The organism is Flavobacterium gilvum (assembly GCF_001761465.1).
Taxonomy (GTDB): Bacteria; Bacteroidota; Bacteroidia; order Flavobacteriales; family Flavobacteriaceae; genus Flavobacterium; species Flavobacterium gilvum.
In genome coordinates this window covers 1,604,698-1,628,860 of record NZ_CP017479.1, presented here as the reverse complement: position 1 = coordinate 1,628,860, position 24,163 = coordinate 1,604,698, and the positions used below count along the sequence as shown (strand labels likewise).

General features: G+C 36.0%; 25 protein-coding genes and 2 tRNA genes. 18 read left to right on the top strand and 9 right to left on the bottom strand.

The features are described from left to right. Window positions 1-56: 56 nt before the first annotated feature. Window positions 57-1,685, top strand: coding sequence for an L-glutamate gamma-semialdehyde dehydrogenase (gene pruA / locus EM308_RS06805; protein ID WP_035635402.1), 1,629 nt, complete (start codon window positions 57-59; stop codon window positions 1,683-1,685). Window positions 1,686-1,811: 126 nt separating this feature from the next. Here the strand turns inward: pruA and rsmG are convergent, their stop codons facing one another. Then, window positions 1,812-2,441, bottom strand: a complete 630-nt coding sequence (gene rsmG / locus EM308_RS06800) for a 16S rRNA (guanine(527)-N(7))-methyltransferase RsmG (RefSeq protein WP_035635454.1) — start codon at window positions 2,439-2,441, stop codon at window positions 1,812-1,814. Window positions 2,442-2,547: 106 nt separating this feature from the next. On the opposite strand from rsmG, the gene EM308_RS06795 reads away from it, so the two are divergent. The 3 genes from EM308_RS06795 to EM308_RS06785 all read left to right on the top strand — a co-directional run bounded on the left by EM308_RS06795 (window position 2,548) and on the right by EM308_RS06785 (window position 5,635). Further along, the gene (locus EM308_RS06795; RefSeq protein WP_035635400.1) at window positions 2,548-3,639 is read left to right on the top strand and encodes a fatty acid desaturase family protein; all 1,092 of its coding nucleotides are present in this window, start codon (window positions 2,548-2,550) and stop codon (window positions 3,637-3,639) included. A gap of 45 nt (window positions 3,640-3,684) precedes the next feature. Further along, the gene (locus EM308_RS06790) at window positions 3,685-4,890 is read left to right on the top strand and encodes a pyridoxal phosphate-dependent aminotransferase (RefSeq protein ID WP_035635398.1); all 1,206 of its coding nucleotides are present in this window, start codon (window positions 3,685-3,687) and stop codon (window positions 4,888-4,890) included. Between the two features lie 169 nt (window positions 4,891-5,059). Next, entirely contained in the window at window positions 5,060-5,635 is a 576-nt protein-coding gene (locus tag EM308_RS06785; RefSeq protein WP_035635396.1) for a hypothetical protein, read from the top strand. A 111-nt stretch (window positions 5,636-5,746) separates the two neighbouring features. Here EM308_RS06785 and EM308_RS06780 read toward each other — a convergent pair whose 3' ends face one another. After that, window positions 5,747-6,610 carry an AraC family transcriptional regulator gene (locus EM308_RS06780; RefSeq protein WP_035635394.1) on the bottom strand — a complete coding sequence of 288 codons (864 nt, stop codon included), beginning with the start codon at window positions 6,608-6,610 and terminating at the stop codon, window positions 5,747-5,749. Between the two features lie 90 nt (window positions 6,611-6,700). Here EM308_RS06780 and EM308_RS06775 point away from each other — a divergent pair, with 90 nt between their 5' ends. The 7 genes from EM308_RS06775 (at window position 6,701) to EM308_RS06745 (ending at window position 9,914) form a co-directional block, all read left to right on the top strand. Continuing rightward, window positions 6,701-7,063, top strand: a complete 363-nt coding sequence (locus EM308_RS06775; RefSeq protein ID WP_035635451.1) for a hypothetical protein — start codon at window positions 6,701-6,703, stop codon at window positions 7,061-7,063. Between the two features lie 48 nt (window positions 7,064-7,111). Next, complete coding sequence (locus EM308_RS06770) at window positions 7,112-7,432, top strand: DUF6370 family protein (protein ID WP_035635391.1); 321 nt, start codon at window positions 7,112-7,114, stop codon at window positions 7,430-7,432. After that, complete coding sequence (locus EM308_RS06765) at window positions 7,433-8,008, top strand: Crp/Fnr family transcriptional regulator (RefSeq protein ID WP_035635389.1); 576 nt, start codon at window positions 7,433-7,435, stop codon at window positions 8,006-8,008. A gap of 148 nt (window positions 8,009-8,156) precedes the next feature. Then, entirely contained in the window at window positions 8,157-8,873 is a 717-nt protein-coding gene (locus EM308_RS06760; protein WP_035635387.1) for a pirin family protein, read from the top strand. A 94-nt stretch (window positions 8,874-8,967) separates the two neighbouring features. Further along, window positions 8,968-9,252 (top strand): GNAT family N-acetyltransferase, encoded by a 285-nt coding sequence (locus EM308_RS06755; RefSeq protein ID WP_035635385.1) that lies wholly within the window; start codon window positions 8,968-8,970, stop codon window positions 9,250-9,252. A gap of 18 nt (window positions 9,253-9,270) precedes the next feature. Further along, window positions 9,271-9,681 carry an OsmC family protein gene (locus tag EM308_RS06750; RefSeq protein WP_051877683.1) on the top strand — a complete coding sequence of 137 codons (411 nt, stop codon included), beginning with the start codon at window positions 9,271-9,273 and terminating at the stop codon, window positions 9,679-9,681. A gap of 2 nt (window positions 9,682-9,683) precedes the next feature. Then, a complete protein-coding gene (locus tag EM308_RS06745; RefSeq protein ID WP_035635383.1) occupies window positions 9,684-9,914 on the top strand; it encodes a (4Fe-4S)-binding protein in 231 nt (76 codons plus the stop codon). On the opposite strand, the gene EM308_RS06740 is transcribed toward EM308_RS06745, so the two are convergent. Then, on the bottom strand, window positions 9,911-10,468 hold the full coding sequence (locus EM308_RS06740) for a sugar O-acetyltransferase (RefSeq protein ID WP_035635381.1): 558 nt from the start codon (window positions 10,466-10,468) through the stop codon (window positions 9,911-9,913). The genes EM308_RS06745 and EM308_RS06740 overlap by 4 nt on opposite strands. 673 nt (window positions 10,469-11,141) lie before the next feature. Here EM308_RS06740 and EM308_RS06735 point away from each other — a divergent pair. Together EM308_RS06735 and fabD are read left to right on the top strand one after the other, a co-directional pair. Further along, on the top strand, window positions 11,142-11,669 hold the full coding sequence (locus EM308_RS06735) for a YceI family protein (RefSeq protein WP_035635379.1): 528 nt from the start codon (window positions 11,142-11,144) through the stop codon (window positions 11,667-11,669). 150 nt (window positions 11,670-11,819) lie between these two features. Continuing rightward, on the top strand, window positions 11,820-12,692 hold the full coding sequence (gene fabD, locus EM308_RS06730; protein WP_035635377.1) for an ACP S-malonyltransferase: 873 nt from the start codon (window positions 11,820-11,822) through the stop codon (window positions 12,690-12,692). A gap of 154 nt (window positions 12,693-12,846) precedes the next feature. On the opposite strand, the gene galE is transcribed toward fabD, so the two are convergent. Both galE and EM308_RS06720 read right to left on the bottom strand, forming a co-directional pair. Next, complete coding sequence (gene galE / locus EM308_RS06725) at window positions 12,847-13,860, bottom strand: UDP-glucose 4-epimerase GalE (protein WP_035635375.1); 1,014 nt, start codon at window positions 13,858-13,860, stop codon at window positions 12,847-12,849. A 95-nt stretch (window positions 13,861-13,955) separates the two neighbouring features. Continuing rightward, window positions 13,956-15,086, bottom strand: a complete 1,131-nt coding sequence (locus EM308_RS06720) for a DegT/DnrJ/EryC1/StrS family aminotransferase (RefSeq protein ID WP_035635372.1) — start codon at window positions 15,084-15,086, stop codon at window positions 13,956-13,958. 276 nt (window positions 15,087-15,362) lie between these two features. Here EM308_RS06720 and EM308_RS06715 point away from each other — a divergent pair, with 276 nt between their 5' ends. Both EM308_RS06715 and EM308_RS06710 read left to right on the top strand, forming a co-directional pair. After that, the gene (locus EM308_RS06715) at window positions 15,363-16,610 is read left to right on the top strand and encodes a 3-deoxy-D-manno-octulosonic acid transferase (RefSeq protein WP_035635369.1); all 1,248 of its coding nucleotides are present in this window, start codon (window positions 15,363-15,365) and stop codon (window positions 16,608-16,610) included. 224 nt (window positions 16,611-16,834) lie between these two features. Then, on the top strand, window positions 16,835-17,053 hold the full coding sequence (locus EM308_RS06710) for a hypothetical protein (RefSeq protein WP_035635367.1): 219 nt from the start codon (window positions 16,835-16,837) through the stop codon (window positions 17,051-17,053). Between the two features lie 160 nt (window positions 17,054-17,213). On the opposite strand, the gene EM308_RS06705 is transcribed toward EM308_RS06710, so the two are convergent. From EM308_RS06705 to mutS, 4 genes are all read right to left on the bottom strand, one after another. Continuing rightward, a complete protein-coding gene (locus EM308_RS06705) occupies window positions 17,214-17,561 on the bottom strand; it encodes a YegP family protein (RefSeq protein WP_035635365.1) in 348 nt (115 codons plus the stop codon). A 139-nt stretch (window positions 17,562-17,700) separates the two neighbouring features. Next, a tRNA-Leu gene (locus EM308_RS06700) sits at window positions 17,701-17,786 on the bottom strand. An 80-nt stretch (window positions 17,787-17,866) separates the two neighbouring features. Then, a tRNA-Gly gene (locus tag EM308_RS06695) sits at window positions 17,867-17,939 on the bottom strand. A gap of 145 nt (window positions 17,940-18,084) precedes the next feature. Beyond that, a complete protein-coding gene (gene mutS / locus EM308_RS06690) occupies window positions 18,085-20,691 on the bottom strand; it encodes a DNA mismatch repair protein MutS (protein ID WP_035635364.1) in 2,607 nt (868 codons plus the stop codon). A gap of 154 nt (window positions 20,692-20,845) precedes the next feature. On the opposite strand from mutS, the gene EM308_RS06685 reads away from it, so the two are divergent. The 3 genes from EM308_RS06685 (at window position 20,846) to EM308_RS06675 (ending at window position 24,163) form a co-directional block, all read left to right on the top strand. Further along, window positions 20,846-21,316 carry a DUF1573 domain-containing protein gene (locus EM308_RS06685; RefSeq protein ID WP_035635362.1) on the top strand — a complete coding sequence of 157 codons (471 nt, stop codon included), beginning with the start codon at window positions 20,846-20,848 and terminating at the stop codon, window positions 21,314-21,316. Window positions 21,317-21,391: 75 nt separating this feature from the next. Beyond that, complete coding sequence (locus EM308_RS06680; protein ID WP_070261803.1) at window positions 21,392-21,922, top strand: RNA methyltransferase; 531 nt, start codon at window positions 21,392-21,394, stop codon at window positions 21,920-21,922. Window positions 21,923-22,006: 84 nt separating this feature from the next. Further along, window positions 22,007-24,163, top strand: a complete 2,157-nt coding sequence (locus EM308_RS06675) for an Ig-like domain-containing protein (protein WP_035639938.1) — start codon at window positions 22,007-22,009, stop codon at window positions 24,161-24,163.

Genomic DNA, 24,163 nt, shown 5'->3' with positions numbered 1-24,163 from the left:
TCCGTTGTACTTTTGCAGCAAATTATATAATTGCTTACTATTCAAATTATAAAGTTATGCTAAAAGGATTTTTCAACGTACCCAAAGCGGTAAACGAACCTGTAAAAAGTTACGCCCCCAATTCCCCGGAAAAAACAGCTGTTCTAGCAGCGTATAAAGAAATGTGGAATTCTAAAATTGATGTTCCGCTGTATATTGGAAGCGAAGAGATTAAAACAGGAAACACCAAAAATATTACAGCCCCACACGATCATCAACACGTTGTAGGAACCTATCATTTGGCAGAAAAATCACATATTGAAAAGGCTATTGCAAATGCATTGGAATCCAGAACCGCATGGGCAAATATGGCTTGGGAACAAAGAGCAGCGATTTTCTTAAAAGCAGCCGAATTAATTGCAGGTCCTTACAGAGCAAAAATCAATGCTGCAACGATGATTGGTCAATCCAAAAATATCCATCAGGCCGAAATTGACGCCGCCTGTGAATTGATTGATTTTTTACGTTTCAACGTAGAGTTCATGACACAAATTTATGCCGACCAGCCAAAATCAGCATCTGATATGTGGAACCGTCTAGAATACAGACCGCTTGAAGGTTTTGTATATGCGATAACTCCATTCAACTTTACTGCAATTGCTGCCAACTTGCCTGCCAGTGCCGCCATGATGGGGAATGTAGTAGTATGGAAACCAAGTGACAGTCAGGTTTTTTCTGCAAAAATTATCATTGATGTATTCAAAGAAGCTGGTGTTCCAGATGGAGTTATCAATGTTGTTTTCGGAGATGCTTTAATGATTACAGATACAGTTTTGGCAAGTCGCGATTTTGCCGGAATTCACTTTACTGGTTCAACTCACGTATTCAAAGATATTTGGGCAAAAATTGGAACAAACATCAACCATTACAAAACATACCCAAGAATTGTTGGGGAAACTGGCGGTAAAGATTTCATTATCGCTCATCCAAGTGCCAATCCAAAACAAGTTACTACAGGAATCACACGTGGTGCATTTGAATTTCAAGGACAAAAATGTTCTGCCGCATCAAGAGCCTATGTACCACAAAGTTTATGGCCTGCCGTTAAAGAACAATTAATTGCTGATGTAAAATCTATGAAAATGGGTTCTCCAGAAGATTTTGGAAACTTCATTACTGCCGTTATTCACGAAGGTTCTTTTGACAAATTGGCCAGTTATATTGACCAAGCCAAAAAAGATGCTGATGCCGAAATTATCGTTGGAGGAAATTACGACAAATCTGTTGGTTATTTTATTGAACCAACCGTAATCGTAACTACAAACCCAAAATACACTACGATGGAAACTGAATTATTCGGACCAGTAATCACGATTTATGTTTATGAAGACGCTAAATGGTCCGAAACACTAAAATTGGTTGACACTACATCTGAATATGCTTTGACTGGAGCAGTTTTCAGCCAAGACCGTTACGCCATTGAGGAAGCAACAGTTGCATTACAAAATGCTGCAGGAAACTTCTACATCAATGATAAACCAACTGGAGCCATTGTAGGAATGCAGCCATTTGGTGGAGCAAGAGCTTCGGGAACCAATGACAAAGCGGGTTCTGCATTGAACTTATTGCGTTGGGTTTCACCAAGAACAATCAAAGAAACATTTGTAACTCCAACAGATTACAGATATCCGTTTCTTGGCGAATAATTTAAAAAGTTTAAGGTTTCAAGTTTGAAAATCTTTAACAATAACAAAAAGCCGAATCTTAAATTTAAGATTCGGCTTTTGATTTTTCCAAGTCTCAACAAGCTTGAAACCTTAAACTTGATACTTTTACACAACAAATTTCAAAGGTAAATGAACCACTTTCTTGGTCTCAAAAAACTCATCTTCGAAGAAATCGGAAATATTATATTCTGTGGCTTTCGGGAAATCTTTTAATTCTTCGGTCAAATCACCGCCTTTCAAATACAGAATACCATTTTTCAGTTCGTGTTTGTTTTGTTTTTTGATTTTGGTTTTAATCCAAGAAACAAAATCAGGCATATTTGTCACCGCACGACTTACGATGAAATCGAAATCTCCTTTTACATTTTCGGCACGAATTTGCTCAGCTTTGACATTTTTCAATTCTAATGCTTCAGCAACCGCTTTCACCACTTTTATTTTTTTGGCAATAACATCAATTAAATAAAAACGCGTTTCAGGAAAAAGAATAGCCAATGGAATACCTGGAAATCCACCACCTGTTCCTACATCTAAAATATAAGTTCCGGGTTCAAACTTATTTACTTTGGCAATAGCCAGTGAATGCAATATATGCTTTGTGTACAACGAGTCGATATCTTTGCGCGAAATAACATTGATTTTTTCATTCCAATCGTGGTATAAAAAATCCAACTTTTTAAACTGTTCTATCTGATTATCAGACAGGTTAGGAAAATACTTTAGAATCTCATCCATCTTAAAAATTTTTAACAAAAGTACTGCTTTTAGCTTAGAAATATTTACCGAATAATGCATCTTGAAGATTTATATTGGTTACCTTTGCAAATATTCAAAAAACTATATGAACAATAGCGCTCCAACATTTGCCAAACAAGACAATTTAAAGTTTTTCAGGACTCTTAATTCTCGAGTTAACAGCTATTTCAAAGAAAACAATATTGAAAAAACTGGGAACTGGAAAATTCATTTGAAGACTGTAATACTTTTTACTGTTTTCCTTGTTCCTTATTTTTTGATACTTACCTTAAACATGCCTTTTTGGGTGCATCTTCTATTGACCATTGTTATGGGAATTGGGATGGCCGGAATTGGGATGAACGTAATGCACGATGCCAATCACGGATCGTATTCGACCAAAAACTGGGTAAATAATTTTATGGGAGGAACCATATACCTATTGGCCGGAAACGTGCACAACTGGCAAGTACAACACAATGTTTTGCACCACACCTATACAAACATCATAGGTCATGATGAAGATTTGGAAGCCGGAAGAATCATGCGTTTTTCCAAAGAAGCCAAATGGCATAAATTCCACAAATTCCAACAATATTATGCCGTGTTTTTGTACGGATTATTGACTTTTAATTGGGCCATCACCACCGATTTTAAACAAATGCACAGTTACCTGAAAAGAAAATTATCCTACGGAAAACCTAAAAATCCAAAAATACTGTGGACAACATTAATTATCACCAAAATAATTTACATCTCTATTTGGATTGTTTTACCAATGGTAATAGGGATTGTTTGGTGGAAAGTTTTAATTGGTTTTTTTGTAATGCATTACACTGCTGGATTAATCCTGAGTATTGTATTCCAATTGGCACACGTAGTTGACGAAGCAGCCAATCCACAGCCAAATGAAGAGGGAGAAATGGAAAACACTTGGGCCATTCACCAATTGTTTACCACAGTCAATTTTGCACCAAAAAACAAAATTATAAACTGGTACACCGGAGGCTTAAATCACCAAATCGAACATCATATTTTTCCGCATATCAGCCATGTTCATTATGGCAAAATTGCAAAAATCGTAAAAGAAACGGCAAAAGAATGTCAGTTACCCTATTATGAATACAAGACAATGACAGCTGCTGTTATTGCCCATTTCAAACATTTAAAAACATTGGGATTAAAACCCGCCTTATAAATAATTAATTATCTAAAAAAAGAATAAACCAAAAATTACATTTTAATGAGCAATCCACTTTCAGACAGAATTAACAATTTGGCCACCTCACAAACATTGGCGATGGCGGCATTGGCAAGAGAATTAAAAGCACAAGGAAAAGACATCATCAGTTTAAGTTTGGGAGAACCAGATTTCAACACTCCTGATTTCATTAAAGAAGCTGCAAAAAAAGCTATTGATGACAATTATAGCACCTATTCTCCAGTTGATGGTTATGGCGACTTAAAAGAAGCTATTTGCAGAAAATTCAAAAGAGACAACGGATTGGATTACAAACCATCTCAAATTGTAGTTTCAACAGGAGCAAAACAATCTTTATACAATATTGCACAAGTAATGCTTAATGATGGTGACGAGGTAATCTTACCAGCACCATATTGGGTTTCCTATTTCGAAATCGTAAAATTATCTGGAGGAGTTCCTGTAGAAGTTCCAACTTCTGTAGAAACAGATTTCAAAATCACACCAGAACAATTGGAAGCAGCTATCACACCAAAAACAAAAATGATGTGGTTCTCTTCTCCATGTAACCCTTCGGGATCTGTTTACAACAGAGAAGAATTAACTGCTCTTGCTAAAGTATTAGAAAAATATCCAAACATTTATGTAGTTGCAGATGAAATCTATGAGCACATCAATTTCTCTGGAACTTTCTGCAGTATTGGTTCTATTCCAGGAATGTTGGAAAAAACTATTACTGTAAACGGAGTTGCCAAAGCTTTTGCAATGACAGGATACAGAATCGGTTACATTGGAGCACCAGAATTTATTGCTAAAGCGTGTACTAAAATTCAAGGCCAGGTAACATCTGGAGCAAATTCTATCGCACAACGCGCTACAATCACAGCTGTAGATGCAGACCCAAGCGTATTGAACCACATGGTTCAGGCTTTCCACAGCCGTAGAGATTTAGTTGTAGGATTATTAAAAGAAATCCCTGGAATCAAAATAAACAGTCCTGAAGGAGCTTTTTACGTATTCCCAGATGTTTCTTCTTTCTTCGGAAAAACATTAAAAGGAACATTAATCAAAGATGCTAATGATTTCTCCATGTATCTTTTGGCCGAAGCTTGTGTAGCAACTGTAACGGGAGATGCTTTTGGAAACCCAAATTGTATCCGTTTCTCTTACGCAACAAGCGAAGAATTACTAAAAGAAGCTTTGCGCAGAATCAAAGAAGCTGTATCTTTTTCCGAAGTAACAGCTTAATATAATTTAAATTACATAAAACAGTTTAAAGCATAAAGTTTAATTACTTTAGACTTTAAACTGTTTTTTTATACCTATAATCCAAATAATTGTCCCTAATTTCTATCGCAAATAAAACAGGCTGAGTTAATAAAAAATTCGTAACTTCATGATTCTAAACCCATACAACATGAAGCAATCAACACTATTCATCACCATTTTATTGTTGTTTACCGTATCAACATTTGCCCAACAAAGACAATCAGACCCGACTACCGTTACCATTTCTGCAAATTACAGTTACTCTGATCCTTCATTGTATGGCATAAGTGCAGAATTTAGCAAAAACAAATTTGGTATTTTCAGTCAACACACTTCTACTGTATTGAATATTTCCATGTCACGAATGAATTATGACAACAATTTGGTAGAAGTACAAGGCACTGGTTTTGCAGTGGAGCTTGGTCATCGATTTTACAAAACTGGCGGGCGCAAATCCGGCGTTTATATTCAATGGCTTTTGGCGTATTCCAACACCGAATTTGACGAAGACACACCTTTGGGCCATTTCGATGGAAAATATTCCTATTGGAGTTTATTAAATAACGACATTGGATACAAAATCAAAATCGGAAACAATTTCAGTATTGATCCTTCATTGGGATACAATTGGAAATGGGAAGTAGCCGGAAAAGGCGATATCGACAACATTTATTCAGATAATTTCGTGTTCCGATGTGGCATAAAAATGGGCATTTCTTTTTAGTTTATTTCTTGAATACAACTCTCGCAAAGACGCTAAGTCGCAAAGTTTACAACCAATTTCTTTGCAACTTCGCGTCTTTGCGAGAACTTTATTTAGAAAAACTGAACAGGATTACCGCTTTGAAAACCGAAAAGCGGTCGGCGTCATTGCTGTATGCTTTTTAAACAATCGCACGAAATAAGAATAATCATCAAAACCCAGCATTGTTGCAATTTCGTTGACTGTTCTTTTTTTATCCATCAACATTCTTTTGGCCTCTAGAATAACCCTTCCAGCAATAACCTGTGTTGTGGTCTTTTTTAAGATTTCACTGCAGATTCTATTCAAATGTTTTAGCGTAATATGGAGTTGTGAAGCATAAAACGCGGCTGTTTTTTCTGTCCAAAAATGCAGTTCCAAAAGCGCATTAAACTCTTTTATTTTTACATTATAAGAATGTGCTTTTAAAACATTATTTTCTTCATATTTTCTCGCAATTTCGATATGAATACAATCCAATAAATTCAGAATTTTGTCTTGTTTCATCAATTTGTTTCCTTGATATTCTTCAAGTATGTTGAAAAAATAAGGTTCAATCGTCTTTAATTCTTTAGAATCAAAAACAATTTCGGGCGAATTCCCCAACGAAGAATAAAAAGAAAAACCATCAATTGTCTTTTGCCTAAAATAAAGATTATACATTTCTTGAGAATAAAAAACAACAAACCCATCAATATCATCAGACAAATCCCAATGATGAATTTGTCCCGGTTGCATAAAGAACACACTACCGGGCTGAATCCTGAAGCTATCAAAATCAATATCATGTGTACCTGATCCATTGGTAAAAAGAACCAACACATACGAATTATGTCTATGTGGCTCTTCGACAAAACCGTGATTAACCAAGTGATTTTTAAAAGTATTGATATAAAAATCACTTCCGAAATCATTACAATTAAATCGCTGAATGGAATAAATCGGATATTTACTCATAATTACAAAATGTCTTTTTTGTGCTATAATTAGCGAATATAGAAAATAGCTGTGACACGAATTACAAATACCTTTGAAAAAAACAAAAAAATGTCACATCTACTTGTTCACATCCTAAACAACGAATGCCCAAATTGTCATAGAGGAAAAGTTTTTAACGAAAAAAACATCTTCCTTAACATTGGTTTTCCAAAAATGAATCAGTATTGTTCGCACTGTCAATACAAATTCGAAAAAGAGCCCGGTTATTTCTTTGGTGCCATGTATGTAAATTATGGACTAACAGTCGCACAGGGAATCGCAACTTATTTGATTGCACAACAATTTTTCACACAATTATTTGACTTAAGAATCATTGGCATCATTACTTTTGTCATAATAGCGATGGCGCCATTCAACATTCGTCTTTCAAGATTGCTGTGGATTTATATGTTTAAAGACTATTCTGTTTAAAATTCGTATCAAATTACTTAACTTAGGACTCTCAAAAAATGGTCCTAAATGAAAAATCTATTATCAGTTGCATTATTACTTACTGTCTTTTTTTGTAATGCCCAAGAAAAAAAAGAGTCCTTAAAACCTCAAACGGTAGAAGTTGCCTGTGGCGAATGCCAATTTGGAATGAAAGGAAAAGGATGTAATTTGGCAATCCGCATTGATGGAAAAACCTATTTCGTAGACGGGACGAAGATTGATGACCACGGTGATGCTCATGCCGCAGACGGTTTTTGCGAAACCATCAGAAAAGCCGAAGTTACAGGAACCATTGTAGACAACCGCTTTAAAGCAATCACTTTTACCTTGCTTCCGAAAAAGAAATAAATGGCATTAATCCTAGAAAATATTGCCCAGCATGTGACACTCAATTCTCAAGAGCAGGAATTTATCTTGTCCAAAACCGAAATCAAACATTATAAGGCCAAAACTATTTTGCTTAATGCCGGAGAAATATGCAAACATTCCTATTTTGTCAATTCGGGTGTCCTGAGAAGTTTCAACATCAATGACAATATCGTCGAACATGTTTTGAGTTTTGCCTGTAGCGGTTGGTGGATCAGTGATATGTACAGTTTGCTTTCGCAAAAGCCGGGTAACCTTTTTATTCAGGTAATCGAGGATGCCGAAGTGGTTATATTATCCAAAGAAAATCAGGAAATTTTATACAAAGAAATTCCTCAATTGGAACGTTTTTTCAGAATATTAATCGAAAAATCGTTAGTCGCACACCAAGAACGATTAATGGATAATCTGAGTTTAACCGCCGAAGAGCGCTTTGAAAAATTCTGCAAAAAAAATCTTGATTTAATCCAGAAAGTACCCCAAAAGCAAATTGCCTCTTATATGGGAGTTACTCCAGAATTTTTTAGTAAAATGAAGAGTAGACTTCTTAAAAAGTAGTGTTCACTTTTTTCAAGACTATTAATAAATTTTATAAAGTGCCGTATTTCGCTGAATACTAATCACTTTTCTTTCTTAACCTAGATTAAGTGTCTTTTGCTTATATCAAATGTACATTTGTATAACAAAATCAATAAAAATATACATCATGACAACTACAGTTTTACACAAAGCAGATACAAGAGGACATGCCGATCACGGATGGTTAAACGCATATCACAGTTTTAGTTTCGCCAGTTGGTACAATCCGGATAGAGTTCAATTTGGAGCTTTACGCGTTTTGAACGATGACACAATTGCGGCCGGTATGGGTTTTGGAACACATCCACACGATAACATGGAAATTATTACCATTCCACTTGAAGGTGATTTGGCACACAAAGACAGCATGGGAAATGCCGCAACCATAAAAACGGGAGATGTCCAAGTGATGAGTGCCGGTACCGGAATCCAACACAGTGAATTCAACCCAAATGCGGATCAGCAAACAAAACTTTTTCAGATTTGGTTATTTCCAAGAACTCGAAATGTTGAGCCACGTTACCAACAAATCACATTAGACACTGCGGAACAGAAAAATAATTTTGCTCAAATATTATCTCCAAATCCTGATGATGCCGGCGTTTGGATTCACCAAGATGCTTGGTTTCATTTAGCCGATTTTGAGGCTGGTTTTTCTAAACAATATGAATTAAAAAAAGAAGGGAACGGTATTTATGTTTTTGTGATTTCAGGAACAATAACTGCTGACAATCAGGAATTACAAACCCGTGATGGTCTGGGAATCACTGATTTTAAAACTTTGGATATTAAAGCAACAACTGATGCCAAATTTCTTTTAATGGAAATTCCAATGAGATATTAAAAAAAGTCCCTAAGTTACTAAGATTCTAAGTTGCTAAGAAAAGACTTAAAATCTTAGTAACTTAGAATCTTAGTAACTCAGCAACTCAAAAAAAATGAACGAAGAAGTACAATTAGAAATAAACGACAGAAAAGGTTTTTTTCATATAGACGTCAACGGTAAAACAGAGTCCAAAATGACTTTTGTATTTGCCGGACCCGACAAAATAATCATAGACCACACCGAAGTAAACGAAGGGAACAACGGAAAAGGTTATGGTAAAAAAATGGTAGCCAAAGCAGTAGAATTTGCCAGAGAAAAAAATATCAAGATTATTCCGCTTTGTCCATTTGCCAAAAAAGTTTTTGACAAAACTCCAGAATTCAGAGACGTTTTATAACCATTATTCAATCAGTGTATGGAAAATATGTTTGACGAAGATATAACAGGCTCCATTGGAACACAAAAATACTTGTGTACTATTTCTTGGCGAAATGGCAAATTACTGATGGACGAACCCGAAAACAAAGGCGGAAAAGATTTAGGACCAGATCCGTTTTCAACACTTTTGGCTTCTTTGGCAAGTTGTACACTTTCTACCCTGAGAATGTACATCGACAGAAAAGAATGGATAATCCCCGAAATAAATATTTCACTAAATTTATATCAGGAAACTGTAGATGGTGAATTGTCTACAACCATAAAAAGAAACATTACTTTTTCCGGAGATGTCACCGCCGAACAAAGAGAACGACTACTGATCATTGCTGATAAATGTCCGATTTCAAAATTACTTAAAGGAAACATAATTATTAACACAACATTTTAGCCATGGATCCAAAAAACATCAAAAAAGAATACACTAATGGTGAAGTAACCATCGTGTGGCAATCAGGAAAATGCATTCATTCGGGAAATTGTGTACGCAATAATCCAGACGTTTTCAAACCAAAAGAGCAGCCATGGATTACGCCCGAAAACTCAACTACCGAAAAAATTATTGAAACGGTAAACAAATGTCCATCAGGAGCATTGAGTTTTTATCTGAACAAAAAGGATTAGTCCACATTCAGTTTCCGAATTACTTTGGCAGGATTTCCCACTGCCAACGAATTTTCGGGAATATCTCTAGTCACCACAGATCCTGCACCGATTACACAACCAGAACCAATTGTGACTCCCGGGCAAATCACAGCGTTACCGCCAATCCAGCAATCGTCACCAATTGAAACAGGTTTTGAACTTTCGATTGTTCTTCTTTCTATGGCATTGAGCGGATGGGTTGCAGTGTAAATATGCACGCCCGGCGCAAAGAAAACATTGTTACCAATAGTTACTTTCATCGTGTCTAAAACCACGCAATTGACATTAAAATAAACATTTTCGCCAGAATGGATATTGTATCCATAATCACAGTGAAAAGGCGGTTCTATATACAATCGCTTATGGGAATTGGGAAGTAACTCCCGAAGAATGGCGCGGGATTTACCGTTCATCAAATATTCTGTAACATTCAATTTGTGCAGTAATCTTTTGGCTTTTGCACGCTCTTCGACGAGTTGTTTATCATTGGAAAAATAAATTTCTCCCAAAAGCATTTTTTCTTTTTCTGTCATTTTTAAGCTATTTTCAAATTTTAGATTCAGATTATGAGATAGCCACAAATTAACACAAATTTGAAGAACTATTTTCTATTAACAGGGATAAGTAATACATATAACCCTTTAAGTGCAATTCGCTTTAAATAAAAAATTAACCACATAGAGACATAGATTTAGCAACAAATCGTTAAAGAAAGAATAGAAATAAGCCTATTTTACACATAGTTTGACTATGTGAAGAGTAAAATGACTATAAAATTCTTTTTAAACAATATAAATTCTACGTTTCTATGTGGTTAAAATAATCACAACCAACGCGTTACCTATATATTTTTTCTTTTTTCATTATTAAAAACCTGAATTCGATTATTATTTTTTGGAGCAGAAAAATTTGGCATTTTCAGTAAACATTGTTCCCGCTATCCGTTGCAATCTTGTGTGCCGAACCCCGGCACACAAGGATTTCCACTTCTATCGGGGCTAAAGAGAGAGATTTAGCTTTTTTATAATCCTACAAAAAAGAAAAATAGCAATAATAGAACTGAGATTAATAAAGCACCGTATTTTACTGAATACTAAAAAACGAAACACTGAACACTTAATTTCTTAATCTAGATTAAGTGTTTCATCTGCAAGCTCATAGTAACTTTGTCTCATCAAAATGAAATAACAATTTAAACAATAAAATATGGCAACTACAAAATGGGCAATCGACCCAACACACTCAGAAATTGGATTCAAAGTAAAACACATGATGTTTACTAATGTTTCAGGTAAATTTGAAACATACGATACTACAATCACAACCGAGGACGATAACTTCGAAAATTCTACCATTGAATTCTCTGCCGATATCAATTCTATCAGCACAAACAATACTGACAGAGATAATCACTTGAAAAGCGGTGACTTTTTTGATGCTGAAAACCATCCAAAACTGACTTTCAAAGCCACTTCTTTTACAAAAAATGACGATGATTATGAATTGACAGGAGATTTGAGCATCAGAGGAATAACCAAATCGGTTACTCTACCAACTGAGTTTAGCGGATTAATGAAAGATCCTTGGGGCAATACAAAAGCTGGATTGAATATTTCTGGGAAAATAAACCGTAAAGACTGGGGATTGAATTGGAACTCAGCCCTAGAAACCGGTGGTGTTTTAGTGGGCGAAGATGTCCGTTTGAATATCGAATTGCAGTTAATAAAACTATAATTCATTCCGTTTTTCTAATACAAACCTCCATACTTATTGACGAGTATGGAGGTTTTTTTTATGCATTTTTATCTTTTCTTGTAAGTTCTAAAAAAACACTATTTTTGCATCCCGATTAAAACTACTATTTCAATCTTTAAAATTAAAAATATGAAGGCATACGTATTTCCAGGTCAGGGTGCACAGTTCACAGGAATGGGCAAAGACTTATATGAAAACTCTCCATTAGCCAAAGATTTATTCGAAAAAGCCAATGATATTTTAGGTTTCCGCATTACTGATATTATGTTTGAAGGAACAGCAGAACAACTGAAAGAAACCAAAGTAACCCAACCAGCAGTATTTTTACACTCAGTAATCTTAGCCAAAACTTTGGAAAATTTCAATCCAGAAATGGTGGCGGGACATTCTTTGGGTGAATTCTCGGCGTTGGTTGCCAATGGTGCTTTGTCATTTGAGGATGGATTAAAATTGGTTTCCCAACGTGCTTTGGCAATGCAAAAAGCCTGCGAAATTACGCCTTCAACTATGGCTGCCGTACTTGGACTTGCCGACAATGTTGTTGAAGAAGTTTGCGCTTCTATCGACGGAGTTGTAGTAGCTGCTAATTATAACTGCCCGGGACAATTAGTAATTTCAGGAGAAACCTCTGCAGTTGAAAAAGCTTGCGAAGCGATGAAAGCTGCCGGAGCAAAACGTGCTTTATTATTACCTGTTGGAGGTGCTTTTCACTCACCAATGATGGAACCGGCGAGAGAAGAACTGGCTGCTGCTATTGAAGCAACTGTATTCTCCGCTCCTATTTGTCCGGTGTATCAAAACGTAACAGCTTCTGCAGTATCTGATGCTGACGAAATCAAGAAAAACTTAATTATTCAATTAACAGCTCCTGTACGTTGGACACAATCTGTACAACAAATGATTGCTGATGGCGCTAGTTTGTTTACCGAAGTTGGCCCAGGAAAAGTTTTGGCTGGTTTAATTGCAAAAATCGACAAAGAAGCCGCTACTGCAAATGCTTAAAATTTAGACTGCAGATTGCAGACCCGAGCGAAAGCGAATTGGCGAAGCAATTTAGATTTCAGAATTTTTAGAATCCTCATAAACTGATGTTTGTGGGGATTTTTAATGTTTGACAACATGGTATTTATTTAATTAAAAATCAAAAATCAGAAATCTAACTTCTAATCTTCTGTTCCCATTTCCATGCACTAGCCATAGCTTCATCCAATGTGGATTGTGCTTTCCAGCCCAAAACATTATTTGCTTTATCAGTATTTGCATATGCCTCGGTAATATCACCTTCTCTTCTGGCAACAATTTTATAAGGCAATTTTTTCCCACTTACTTTTTCGAAACTTCGAATCACTTCCAAAACAGAACTTCCTGTACCTGTTCCTAAATTGAAAGTTTCAACTTTTTCTAAATTCTTTTTATTTAACAAACGTTGCAACGCGATAACATGAGCTTTTGCCAAATCAACTACGTGGATATAATCACGAATAGCCGTACCATCTGGCGTAGGATAATCATCTCCATAAACCGATAATTCCTTACGCAAACCAAAACCGGTTTGAGTTATAAATGGCACCAAATTCTGTGGCACTCCCAAAGGCAACTCTCCAATTTCGGCTGAAGGGTGTGAACCGATCGGGTTGAAATAACGCAACAAAACAGCATTGATATTGGTAACTTTTGTAACATCGGATATGATTTCTTCACCTATCTGCTTGGTATTTCCGTATGGAGACATGGCCGTTTGCACAGGCGCATTTTCGGTTATGGGCATTGTTTTAGCTTGACCATAAACCGTACAGGACGAACTGAAAATAAAATTAGCCTCTGGTTTTTGTTCCAATTCCTGAAGCAGATACACCAAAGCATTGATATTATTTTCATAATACAACAACGGATTTTCGACACTTTCGCCCACCGCTTTGGAGGCAGCAAAATGAATAACCCCATCAACATCATTATGTCTTTTGAAAAAATCCTGCACGCTTTTTTTCTCGCGTAAATCCAATTTCTCAAAAACAGGAAGTTTGCCGGTTATGGCAACAATTCCTTTTAAAACTTCCTCTGAAGAATTGGAAAGATTATCAATGATAATAACTTCAAATCCCTGATTTTGTAATTCGACAACGGTATGAGAACCGATAAAACCTAAACCTCCTGTTACTAATATTTTCATATTTCTTTTTTTTGAGTACAGACGCGATTTATCGCGTCTCCTTATATAATTAATATTTCATAAAAAAGACGCGATAAATCGCGTCTCTATTGGGATTATTTTAAATACTCTAAAACACTATCCGTTATAAACTTAATTTGTTCATCATCAAGTTCTGTATGCATTGGCAATGAAATCACTTCTGTAACCAATTGATTTGTGATAGTAAAATCTTCTTCTTTGTAACGAACGTCCAAATACGCTTTTTGCAAATGCAACGGAATAGGATAATAAATAGCACATGGAATTCCTTTGTCTAGCAAATGCTGCATCAATCCGTCACGATCTTTATCGATAATTCGCAATGTGTATTGGTGAAAAACATGATCATCTCCATTAGAATCAAACTCTGGAATTACAATATTGGAATGGCCTGAAAGAGCAGCGTTATATTTTGCCGCAGCATCACGACGGGCATTATTATAGGAATTCAAAAAAGGCAATTTAGCATTCAAAACTGCTGCCTGAATACTGTCTAAACGAGAATTCACCCCCACTACATCGTGATGGTAACGCTCATACATTCCGTGATTCACGATACCGCGAATAATATGTGCCAAGTCATCATCATTGGTAAAAATAGCACCGCCATCCCCATAACAACCTAAATTTTTTGAAGGAAAGAAAGAAGTAGAAGACACGTGCCCGATAGTTCCCGCTTTCTTTTTTGTGCCATCCGAAAACGTGCAATTCGCACCAATTGCCTGAGCATTATCTTCTATTACATACAAATTATGCTCTTTGGCAATAGCCATAATGGCTTCCATATTGGCAGCGCGCCCAAAAAGATGTACCGGTACAATAGCTTTGGTTCTTGGCGTTATTGCTTTCTTTATGGCATCGATGGAAATATTCATATTATCCAAATCCACATCAACCAAAACAGGGGTTAATTGCAACAAAGCGATTACCTCAACAGTAGCAGCAAATGTAAAATCGGCAGTGATAACTTCATCTCCTGGTTTCAGTCCCAATCCCATCATAGCGATTTGCAAAGCATCGGTTCCGTTAGCACACGGTATCACATGCTTGACATCAAGATATTCTTCCAATGATTTTTGAAAAGCGTGAACCTGTGGCCCATTTATATAAGTATTGGTATCCAAAACTCCCTGAATCGAAGCATTTACAGTCGCTGCAATTTTATCATATTGACTTTTTAAGTCAACCATTTGTAATTTTTTCATGTATTCTTTTTTAGCTTCCTATTCCTTCCTTAGGAACAATTAATAGAGGTAAACTCGTTTTTGGACCAAATTCCCATGCAATTCAACCCACATAAACAAGCAGAACAAAATTAGTTATTTAATGAGTTTTAACCAATGAAACTCTTAACAAAAAACAATTTCTTTGTCAAAATAAAAAGCGGCTCGACAACTATCGGGATGACAACCAAAACTTAAATATTTTTTTAGGGAAGAAAATAACACAAAGAAAAATGTAATTTTACAAAAAAATTATCGATGCACTTTCTTTATAATTTAGCTATTCAGTTCGCTTCATTTTTTCTAAAAATCATAGCACTTTTCAACCCAAAAATAAAACTTTTTGTTGACGGTCGAAAAGATGTTTTCACGATTTTGGAACAAAAAATAGCTGCCAACGATAAGACAATATGGTTTCATGCGGCTTCTTTGGGTGAATACGAACAAGGCTTGCCTGTGATTGAAAAAATCAAAAAGAAATATCCAGCACACAAAATTATCGTTTCCTTTTTTTCGCCTTCGGGTTATGAAGTGAGAAAAAACAATACGGTTGCCGATGTCACGATTTATCTCCCATTGGACACACCAAAAAACGCCAAACGTTTTTTAAAATTGGCACATCCAGAAATGGTTTTCTTTATCAAATATGAATTTTGGATAAATTATTTAAACCAATTGCAAAAGCAAAACATTCCTACCTACTTGATTTCGGGCATTTTTAGGAAGAAACAATTATTCTTCAAATGGTACGGTGGTTTTTACAGAAAAGCACTAAAAAGCTTTACCTATTTCTTTGTACAAAATGAAAACTCAAGAAAACTAATCAGCCAATTAGGAGAAACTAATGTTATCGTTTCAGGTGATACACGATTTGACAGAGTTGTCACTATTTTAGAAAAAGACAACACACTTGACTTTGTTTCCCAGTTCAAAAACAATAAAACAACAATTGTAATAGGAAGCTCATGGCCAAAAGACGAAACAATACTTGCAGAATACATCAATTCATGCAAAGATGATATCAAATTTATTATCGCTCCACATAACATAAAACCAGATCAAATCAAGCAATTACAAGCTAGTATTCTAAAAAAAACTGTTCTTTTTTCGGAAAAAGAAAACAAAGACTTATCGCAATTTGACGTATTTATAATTGACACAATCGGGATATTGACCAAAATTTACAGCTACGCCGATATCGCCTATGTTGGTGGAGGATTTGGGAATCCGGGAGTGCACAATTTGCTGGAGCCAGCCACATTTGGAATACCTATAGTAATAGGACCTAATTATTCTCATTTTGAAGAAGCCATTAGTTTAGTAAAAATTGAAGGGTGCATCTCAATTACAAATTTCAAAGAACTTGAAACTGCGTTTTCAACCTTGGTTCAAAACCCAATTTTAAAATCCAAAAAAGGAGAAATATGCTACAATTTTATACAGCAAAATAAGGGCGCAACTAACCGAATTTTGGAAAAAATAACTTACAATAAGGACTACAAATAAGTCATAAAAAACAGTTTTAAACCATAAATAAAGAAGCGGAAAGCCTCAAAAACAGGCTTGTTTTTCGCCGCGTGTAATCATTTACCTGTTTTTTATTTCATAAAAGAAAAAGCTAACCTACTGATTCGAAATAATTTTTAAAAAATAAATGAAAAAATATTTTACGTATTAAAAATTTTATATCTTTGCCACGAATTAATAATTAACCTTTATATTAAATTAAGATGAAAAAAGTATTTTTAAGTTTAGCTGTTGTAGCTGTTTTAACTGTTGTTTCTTGTAAAAAAGCTGACGCTCCTGCTGAAGAGGCTGTAGCTGCTGACACTACTGCTGTAGCTCCTGCTGATACTACTGCTGTAGCTGCTGATACTACTGCTGCTCCTGCTGCTGACACAACTGCTGCTGCTGCTGCTCCTGCTGCTGCTGCTGCTCCAGCTAAGTAATTTCAAATTACACTAGAAAAAAATAAGCTGCATTCGATGCAGCTTTTTTTTATGGAATATATTTAAGAAAATTACATTTTGCTTTTTTTCGAACATTTCAAAAAAAACACCATCAAGAATCCATGATGGTGTTTTTTTTACCTGATTTTAATCCCAATAATCAATCCTGAAAAACCAAATCATTATCCGAAAAATCAAGAATCTCAGAAACAGCTGCGTATTTCACAATTTCATCAATTCCTTTCTGAACCCTTAATTCTGTTGTATATTTTCTGCTTAAAGCAAAAGGAGCACCATCCAGAAACAGCCTGAAAAAATATTTTCCTCCAGCAGATTTATGTTTATCAAAAGATGCCAAACCAATATTACTTTTAAAATATTCGATAGCTTCTTCGCATTCAAACTTTAGCTCATATTTTAAACTTGTAAAAATCACCTTCCCCTTTTTGGAAGTGAATACAAATTTATACTGATCATCGAATCTTTTACTAATTACAAAAGCACCCATTTAATTTTTGATTTTAGATTGTAAATTACAGATTCACTGATTGTAGATTTATTGACTTCAAACAACTGAAACCCAAACTAATTTATCATTGTAATTTGAACAAATAAAAAAAGCTCCAAACATAGTTTGAAGCTTTTTGTACTCAGAGCGGGACTTGAACCCGCACGAACATTGCTGTTCACTGGATTTTAAGTCCAGCGTGTCTACCAATTTCACCATCCGAGCAAAATGTTTTTCGCTTTTTTGTTGGTTAATTTTTTAGAAAAATTAATTAAACCCAACCGTCCGAGCATAACACGATTTTGAGCGAAAAACGGGGCTCGAACCCGCGACCTCGACCTTGGCAAGGTCGCGCTCTACCAACTGAGCTATTTTCGCATTTCATTCTTAAAAAGAACCGCAACATTTGTTTCATATTGCGGTTGCAAATTTAGAACTTTTATTCAATTACACAAACCTTTTTTCTAAAAAAAATAAAGATAAAATTTAACCTTCTGACAGCTATATCTTTAAATTCAAAAAATTATTTGCGAGACAACATCCTTTTAATCTCGTTGAGTTTCATCAATGCCTCTACCGGAGTAATTGCATTTATATCCAAATTAACAATCTCCTCTTTGATTTCTTCCAACAAAGGATCATCCAGATTAAAGAAACTCATTTGTATTTCTTCACTAGCTGATTTCACGCCGTTTAACACATCACTCGAATGATTTTTCTCTAATTTTTTCAGCATTTTTTGCGCTTTGGAAATCACAAGCTGTGGCATTCCTGCCATTTTTGCAACATGAATACCAAAACTATGCGCACTACCCCCTTTTACCAATTTACGAATGAAAAGCACTGTATCCTTTAATTCTTTTACGGAAACATTGTAATTCTGAATTCGGGGCATTGTCTCACTCATTTCATTCAGTTCGTGATAGTGTGTCGCAAACAGCGTTTTGGCTTTGGACGGATGCTCATGCAAAAACTCGGCTATAGCCCAAGCAATCGAAATTCCGTCATAGGTACTTGTCCCCCTTCCAATTTCGTCTAACAACACCAAACTTCGATCAGAAATATTATTCAAAATAGAGGCCGTTTCGTTCATCTCGACCATGAAAGTAGATTCTCCCATCGAAATATTATCCGAAGCCCCAACTCTGGTAAATATTTTATCCACAATTCCCATTCTGACACTTTCGGCAGGCACAAAACTTCCCATTTGCGCAAGCAATACAATCAAAGCTGTTTGGCGTAATATAGCCGACTTACCCGACATATTGGGCCCTGTAATCATAATCAATTGTTGGGTTTCCCTGTCGAGAAAAACATCATTTGTTATATACGGAACTCCAACCGGCAATTGTTTTTCTATTACAGGATGCCTTCCTTCTTTAATATCCAGTTCGAATGTTTCATCGATTTCTGGGCAAACGTATTTATTTTCAATAGCCAATTGCGTAAAACAGCACAAACAATCCAATTGCGCTACCAAATTGGCATTCATTTGAACTGGCTTGATGTACGTTGCAATCCAACTCACCAATTGTTCAAACAAATCACTTTCAATCTTTTGAATTCTTTCTTCGGCACCCAGGATTTTGGTTTCATACTCTTTCAGTTCCTCGGTAATATATCGTTCAGCACTTACTAAAGTCTGTTTACGAATCCATTCTGCAGGAACTTTATCTTTGTGCGTATTTCGAACTTCGATATAATAACCAAAAACATTATTGAATGATATTTTCAATGAAGAAATCCCTGTTCGTTCCGACTCTCTTTTCTCTATTCCTTCCAAAAACTGTTTTCCCGAAGTAGAAATCGCTCTCAATTCATCCAATTCAGCATTGATTCCTTTAGCAATTGCATTTCCTTTGGCTACGGCCACAGGAGCATCCTGATTTAAAGTTGTCTGAATTTTTTCTCGCAGCAAATCACAACTGTGCAAACTGTCTCCAATTACTTTTACAGCTTCCTGCGGACTAGACAAAGCCAAAGTCTTTATTGGAATAATAGCATCCAAAGACTCTTTTAGATACACCACTTCGCGGGGCGAAACTTTTCCTGTGGCAATTTTTGAAATCAAACGCTCCAAATCTGAAATTTGCTTGATTTGATTTTGAATATTTTTCAAAATATCCTGATTCTCTTTCAAATAAGAAACCACTTGATGACGGCTCTTAATTTTATTGCTGTCTTTCAATGGCAAAGCCAACCAACGTTTGAGCAAACGCCCTCCCATTGGCGAAAGCGTTTTATCAATTACATCCAAAAGCGTAACGGCATTGGGATTATAACTATGATACAATTCTAAGTTTCGAATCGTAAATCGATCCATCCAAACATAAGCATCCTCTGCAATTCTGTGGATTGCCGTAATATGTTGAAGTCTATTATGCTGTGTTTCGGACAAATAATAAAGAATAGCTCCCGATGCAATAATTCCTTCTTTCAATTCTTCGACACCAAAGCCTTTTAGAGAAACGGTCTGAAAATGTTTAGTCAACGTTTCTAGAGCATAATCTTCCTTAAAAATCCAATCTTCCAAATAAAAATTATGAAAATCTTCTCCGAAAATTTCCCGGAAATCATTTTTATTATTTTTTGGAACCAAAACTTCACTTGGGTTGAAATTCTGAAGCAGTTTATCTACATACTCCGCATTACCCTGAGCCGTAAGGAATTCCCCCGTTGAAACATCCAAAAAAGAAATACCAATCATTTTGTTGGCAAAATAAACCGCAGCCAAAAAGTTATTGGTTTTGGAATGCAAAACCTCATCATTCATAGAAACCCCTGGCGTTACAAGTTCTGTAACCCCACGTCTGACGATAGTTTTGGTTGCTTTCGGATCTTCTAATTGGTCACAAATAGCCACACGAAGTCCAGCTTTTACCAATTTTGGCAAATAAGTATTAATAGAATGGTGAGGAAAACCAGCCAGAGCAGTTTCTGTTTCGGAGCCTGCCCCTCTTTTGGTTAATGTAATTCCTAGTATTTTTGAAGCCCGTACAGCATCTTCCCCAAAAGTCTCATAAAAATCCCCAACTCTAAACAACAAACACGCATCAGGGTATTTTCCTTTGATTTCGTTGTATTGTTTCATCAGTGGAGTCTCTTTGACTATCTTCTCTTTTGTTGCCAAATTGTAATAATTATAATGATTAAAAAAACGTAGCGAATTTATAATTTTAAACCGCAAAAAACTAAAATGAAAAAAAATTAAATTACTTTTAAGAAAAAGTTACAATTCAATTTTGTTAATTTGTATAAATTTGTGAACCAATTCTAAAAAAACTATGAAAAAAATACTTTTGTTAGCAATGCTAACCATTTTAGGAACAACTATTTCTAACGCTCAAGAGACTTCAAAAAAAGCTAAAAAGACAGCAAAAACAACTACTGCCGCTCCAGCATTACCAAAAGTTGAGGGTGCAGGAATGGTTTTTGAAAATGAAACAATTGATTACGGAACAATTGCTCACAATTCTGAGCCAAACCGTCAATTTGTTTTTACAAACAATGGTAACAAACCATTAATCATTACAAACACTCAAGGATCTTGCGGATGTACTGTTCCAACTACACCAAAAGAGCCAATTGCTCCAGGAGCAAAAGGCATTATCGGAGTGAGATATGCTACTGACAGAGTAGGACCTTTTACAAAAACTGTAACTGTAACTTCAAACGCTGAAGGGCAACCAACAAAAACACTTACCATAAAAGGAAATGTTTTACCCGACGCTGCACCAGCTGCAACAAAAAGCTAATATTACTTTTTTATAAAATAAAAGAAAGGCTTCCTGATTTTCGGGAAGCCTTTCCTATACTAATACGACTCAACAATGAGAAAACTTGAAAACAGCGAACTGGAAAGAAAATCAATTGAAGATTTTAAAAAATCCGAAAAAACACCTTTGATTTTAGTTCTGGACGACATTCGCAGTTTACACAATATCGGTTCGGTTTTTAGAACTGCTGATGCCTTTTTAATCGAAAAAATAATCCTTTGCGGCATCACAGCCACTCCTCCAAACAAAGAAATACACAAAACCGCTCTCGGTGCCACCGAAACGGTAACTTGGGAACATCACGAAAGTGTACTTGAAGTCATCACGAATTTAAAAAAAGAAGACATCGTCACTCTTGCTATCGAGCAAGTTGAAAACGCTTTTTTTCTTCAGGATTTCAAAGTTGACAAAAACCAAAAATACGCTTTAATCTTCGGAAATGAAGTTTATGGAGTAACTCAGGAGGCAGTCGCTTTATGTGATGGCTGTATCGAAATTCCGCAATTAGGAACCAAACATTCTTTAAATATTTCGGTCAGTGCCGGTATTGTTGTTTGGGATTTGTTTAAGCAATTCAACTTTTAAAATTTAAGATATAATTCATCATTTTTTTCTAATAAACTTCTAAACAAACTTTTGCGTTTTGATTTAAAAGTTTATTTTTATAAAATGAAAATTAAAATCCCCAACAGCATAATTTTACTTTTTGTATTTTCAATTTATAATTTTGGTTATGCAAATTCCATTGGCAATCCACCAAAAAAAGGTTTTACAGGTACATTACCAAAAAACAAATCTGTACAGCCAATTGACAATATTGCCCCAACACTCATTGCTCAAGGCAATCAAGCCTATTGCCCATTAAGCAGCGCCAACATAGTAACTTCAATAAGCATCACTGATCCCGACGATACTACCACTGATGCAATTTATATCCAAATTTCATCAGGCTATGTTTACGGAGAAGATTTATTGACACTAAACAATTCTTCATCACATCCTACAATTGCAACCAATTGGAGTCCAAACGAAGGAAAACTATCATTAATAAGCGCAACAGGATATCCTGTAACCTATACTGATTTTGAAAATGCCATAAAAGATGTCCAATTTAGTAGTTCATCCCCCAACCCTTCGGGTGTTCGAAATTTTTCAATCAGTATCGGACAGGCCAATTATCTACCCAGAAATGGACATTATTATGAATATGTCCCATACCTAGGTATTACATGGACTGATGCCAGAGCTGCGGCAGACAGTAGAACTTATTATGGACTCAAAGGATATCTGGCAACAATCACGGCTGCAGACGAAGCACAATTAGCAGGAAAACAAGCTCCTGGAGCGGGCTGGATTGGTGGTTCAGATGCAGAATCCGAAGGTGTCTGGAAATGGATAACTGGCCCCGAGGCTGGTACCGTTTTCTGGAATGGAGGACCTAATGGCTCAACACCTAATTTCGCCTTTTGGAACAGGGGTGAGCCCAATCAGTCAGGAGATGAAGATTATGCCCATATCACGGCACCTGGGGTTGGAATACCCGGCTCTTGGAATGATTTGCCAAACTCAGGAGGTTCAGGTAGTTACGAACCAAAAGGATATGTTGTGGAATATGGAGGAACGCCAGGAGACCCTATTTTACATCTTTCAGCAAGCACCACACTGACTGTTGCTGCCATAAGCAGTACAACTCCCGCATCCAGGTGCGATGCAGGAACCGTTACACTCAAGGCCACAGCAACCATAGGAACAATCAAATGGTACAACTCCTTAACAGGAGGCATCCTTATGGGAACGGGGCCGAGTTTTACTTATCCAAATATTGCCACTACCACCAACTATTATGTTGAAACTACAACTGCAAACTGCAGCAGCAAAAGAACTGCTGTTGAGGCTAAAATAATTACTACACCAACAATCACAAGTACAAACTCACCAGTTACCAATTGTGGACCAAGCACTTTTACTTTACAAGCAACACCAAGTGTTGGGACAATAAACTGGTATTCACAAATTGGAGGAACCTCTATTGAAAACGGCTCATCTTACACAACGCCAACTGTCAATACAAATACGACTTATTATGCCGAAGCCATAAACAACGGCTGCACCAACAACACAAAAGTCCCTGTACAACTGATTGTTTACCCGTTACCGGTCGTTTCCGATCAAACGCTAGAAAAATGTATTTCCAGTACAATTACTTTAAACGCTGATGTACCAAATATGAAATACCTCTGGAATACAAGCGAAACTACGCAAACAATCACTGTTCCAACTGCAGGGATTTATACTGTCGATGTAACGAGTCTAGCTCCGCAAAACTGCACCAACAAAAAAACAATAACTGTAATTGAAAGCCTCATCCCAGAAATAAAAAACATTGTCGTTGACCAAACAACAGTCAATATTGAACTGGTAAAGAGTCAAGATTATTTTGAATTCTCTATTGACGGCGTCAATTACCAAGAATCCAATATGTTTACTGATGCTCCTAGCGGATTACAAACCGCTTATGTACGTGACCGAAACAATTGCAGTTCAGACAGCTGGACTTTTATTGTTATTATTGTTCCAAAATTCTTTACGCCAAACAATGACGGATTCAATGATGTCTGGGAAGTAAAAGGACTGGCTGATTACCCCTTGGGAGAAGTAACTATTTTTGATCGTTATGGAAAATTAATCACCCAACTCAATAGTTACAATAGAAGCTGGGACGGAACTTTGAACAAAAAAACTTTACTAGCGACCGATTATTGGTATGTATTAAAATTAGACCCGAACAGCCCTGAAGTAAAAGGCCATTTTTCATTAAAAAGATAG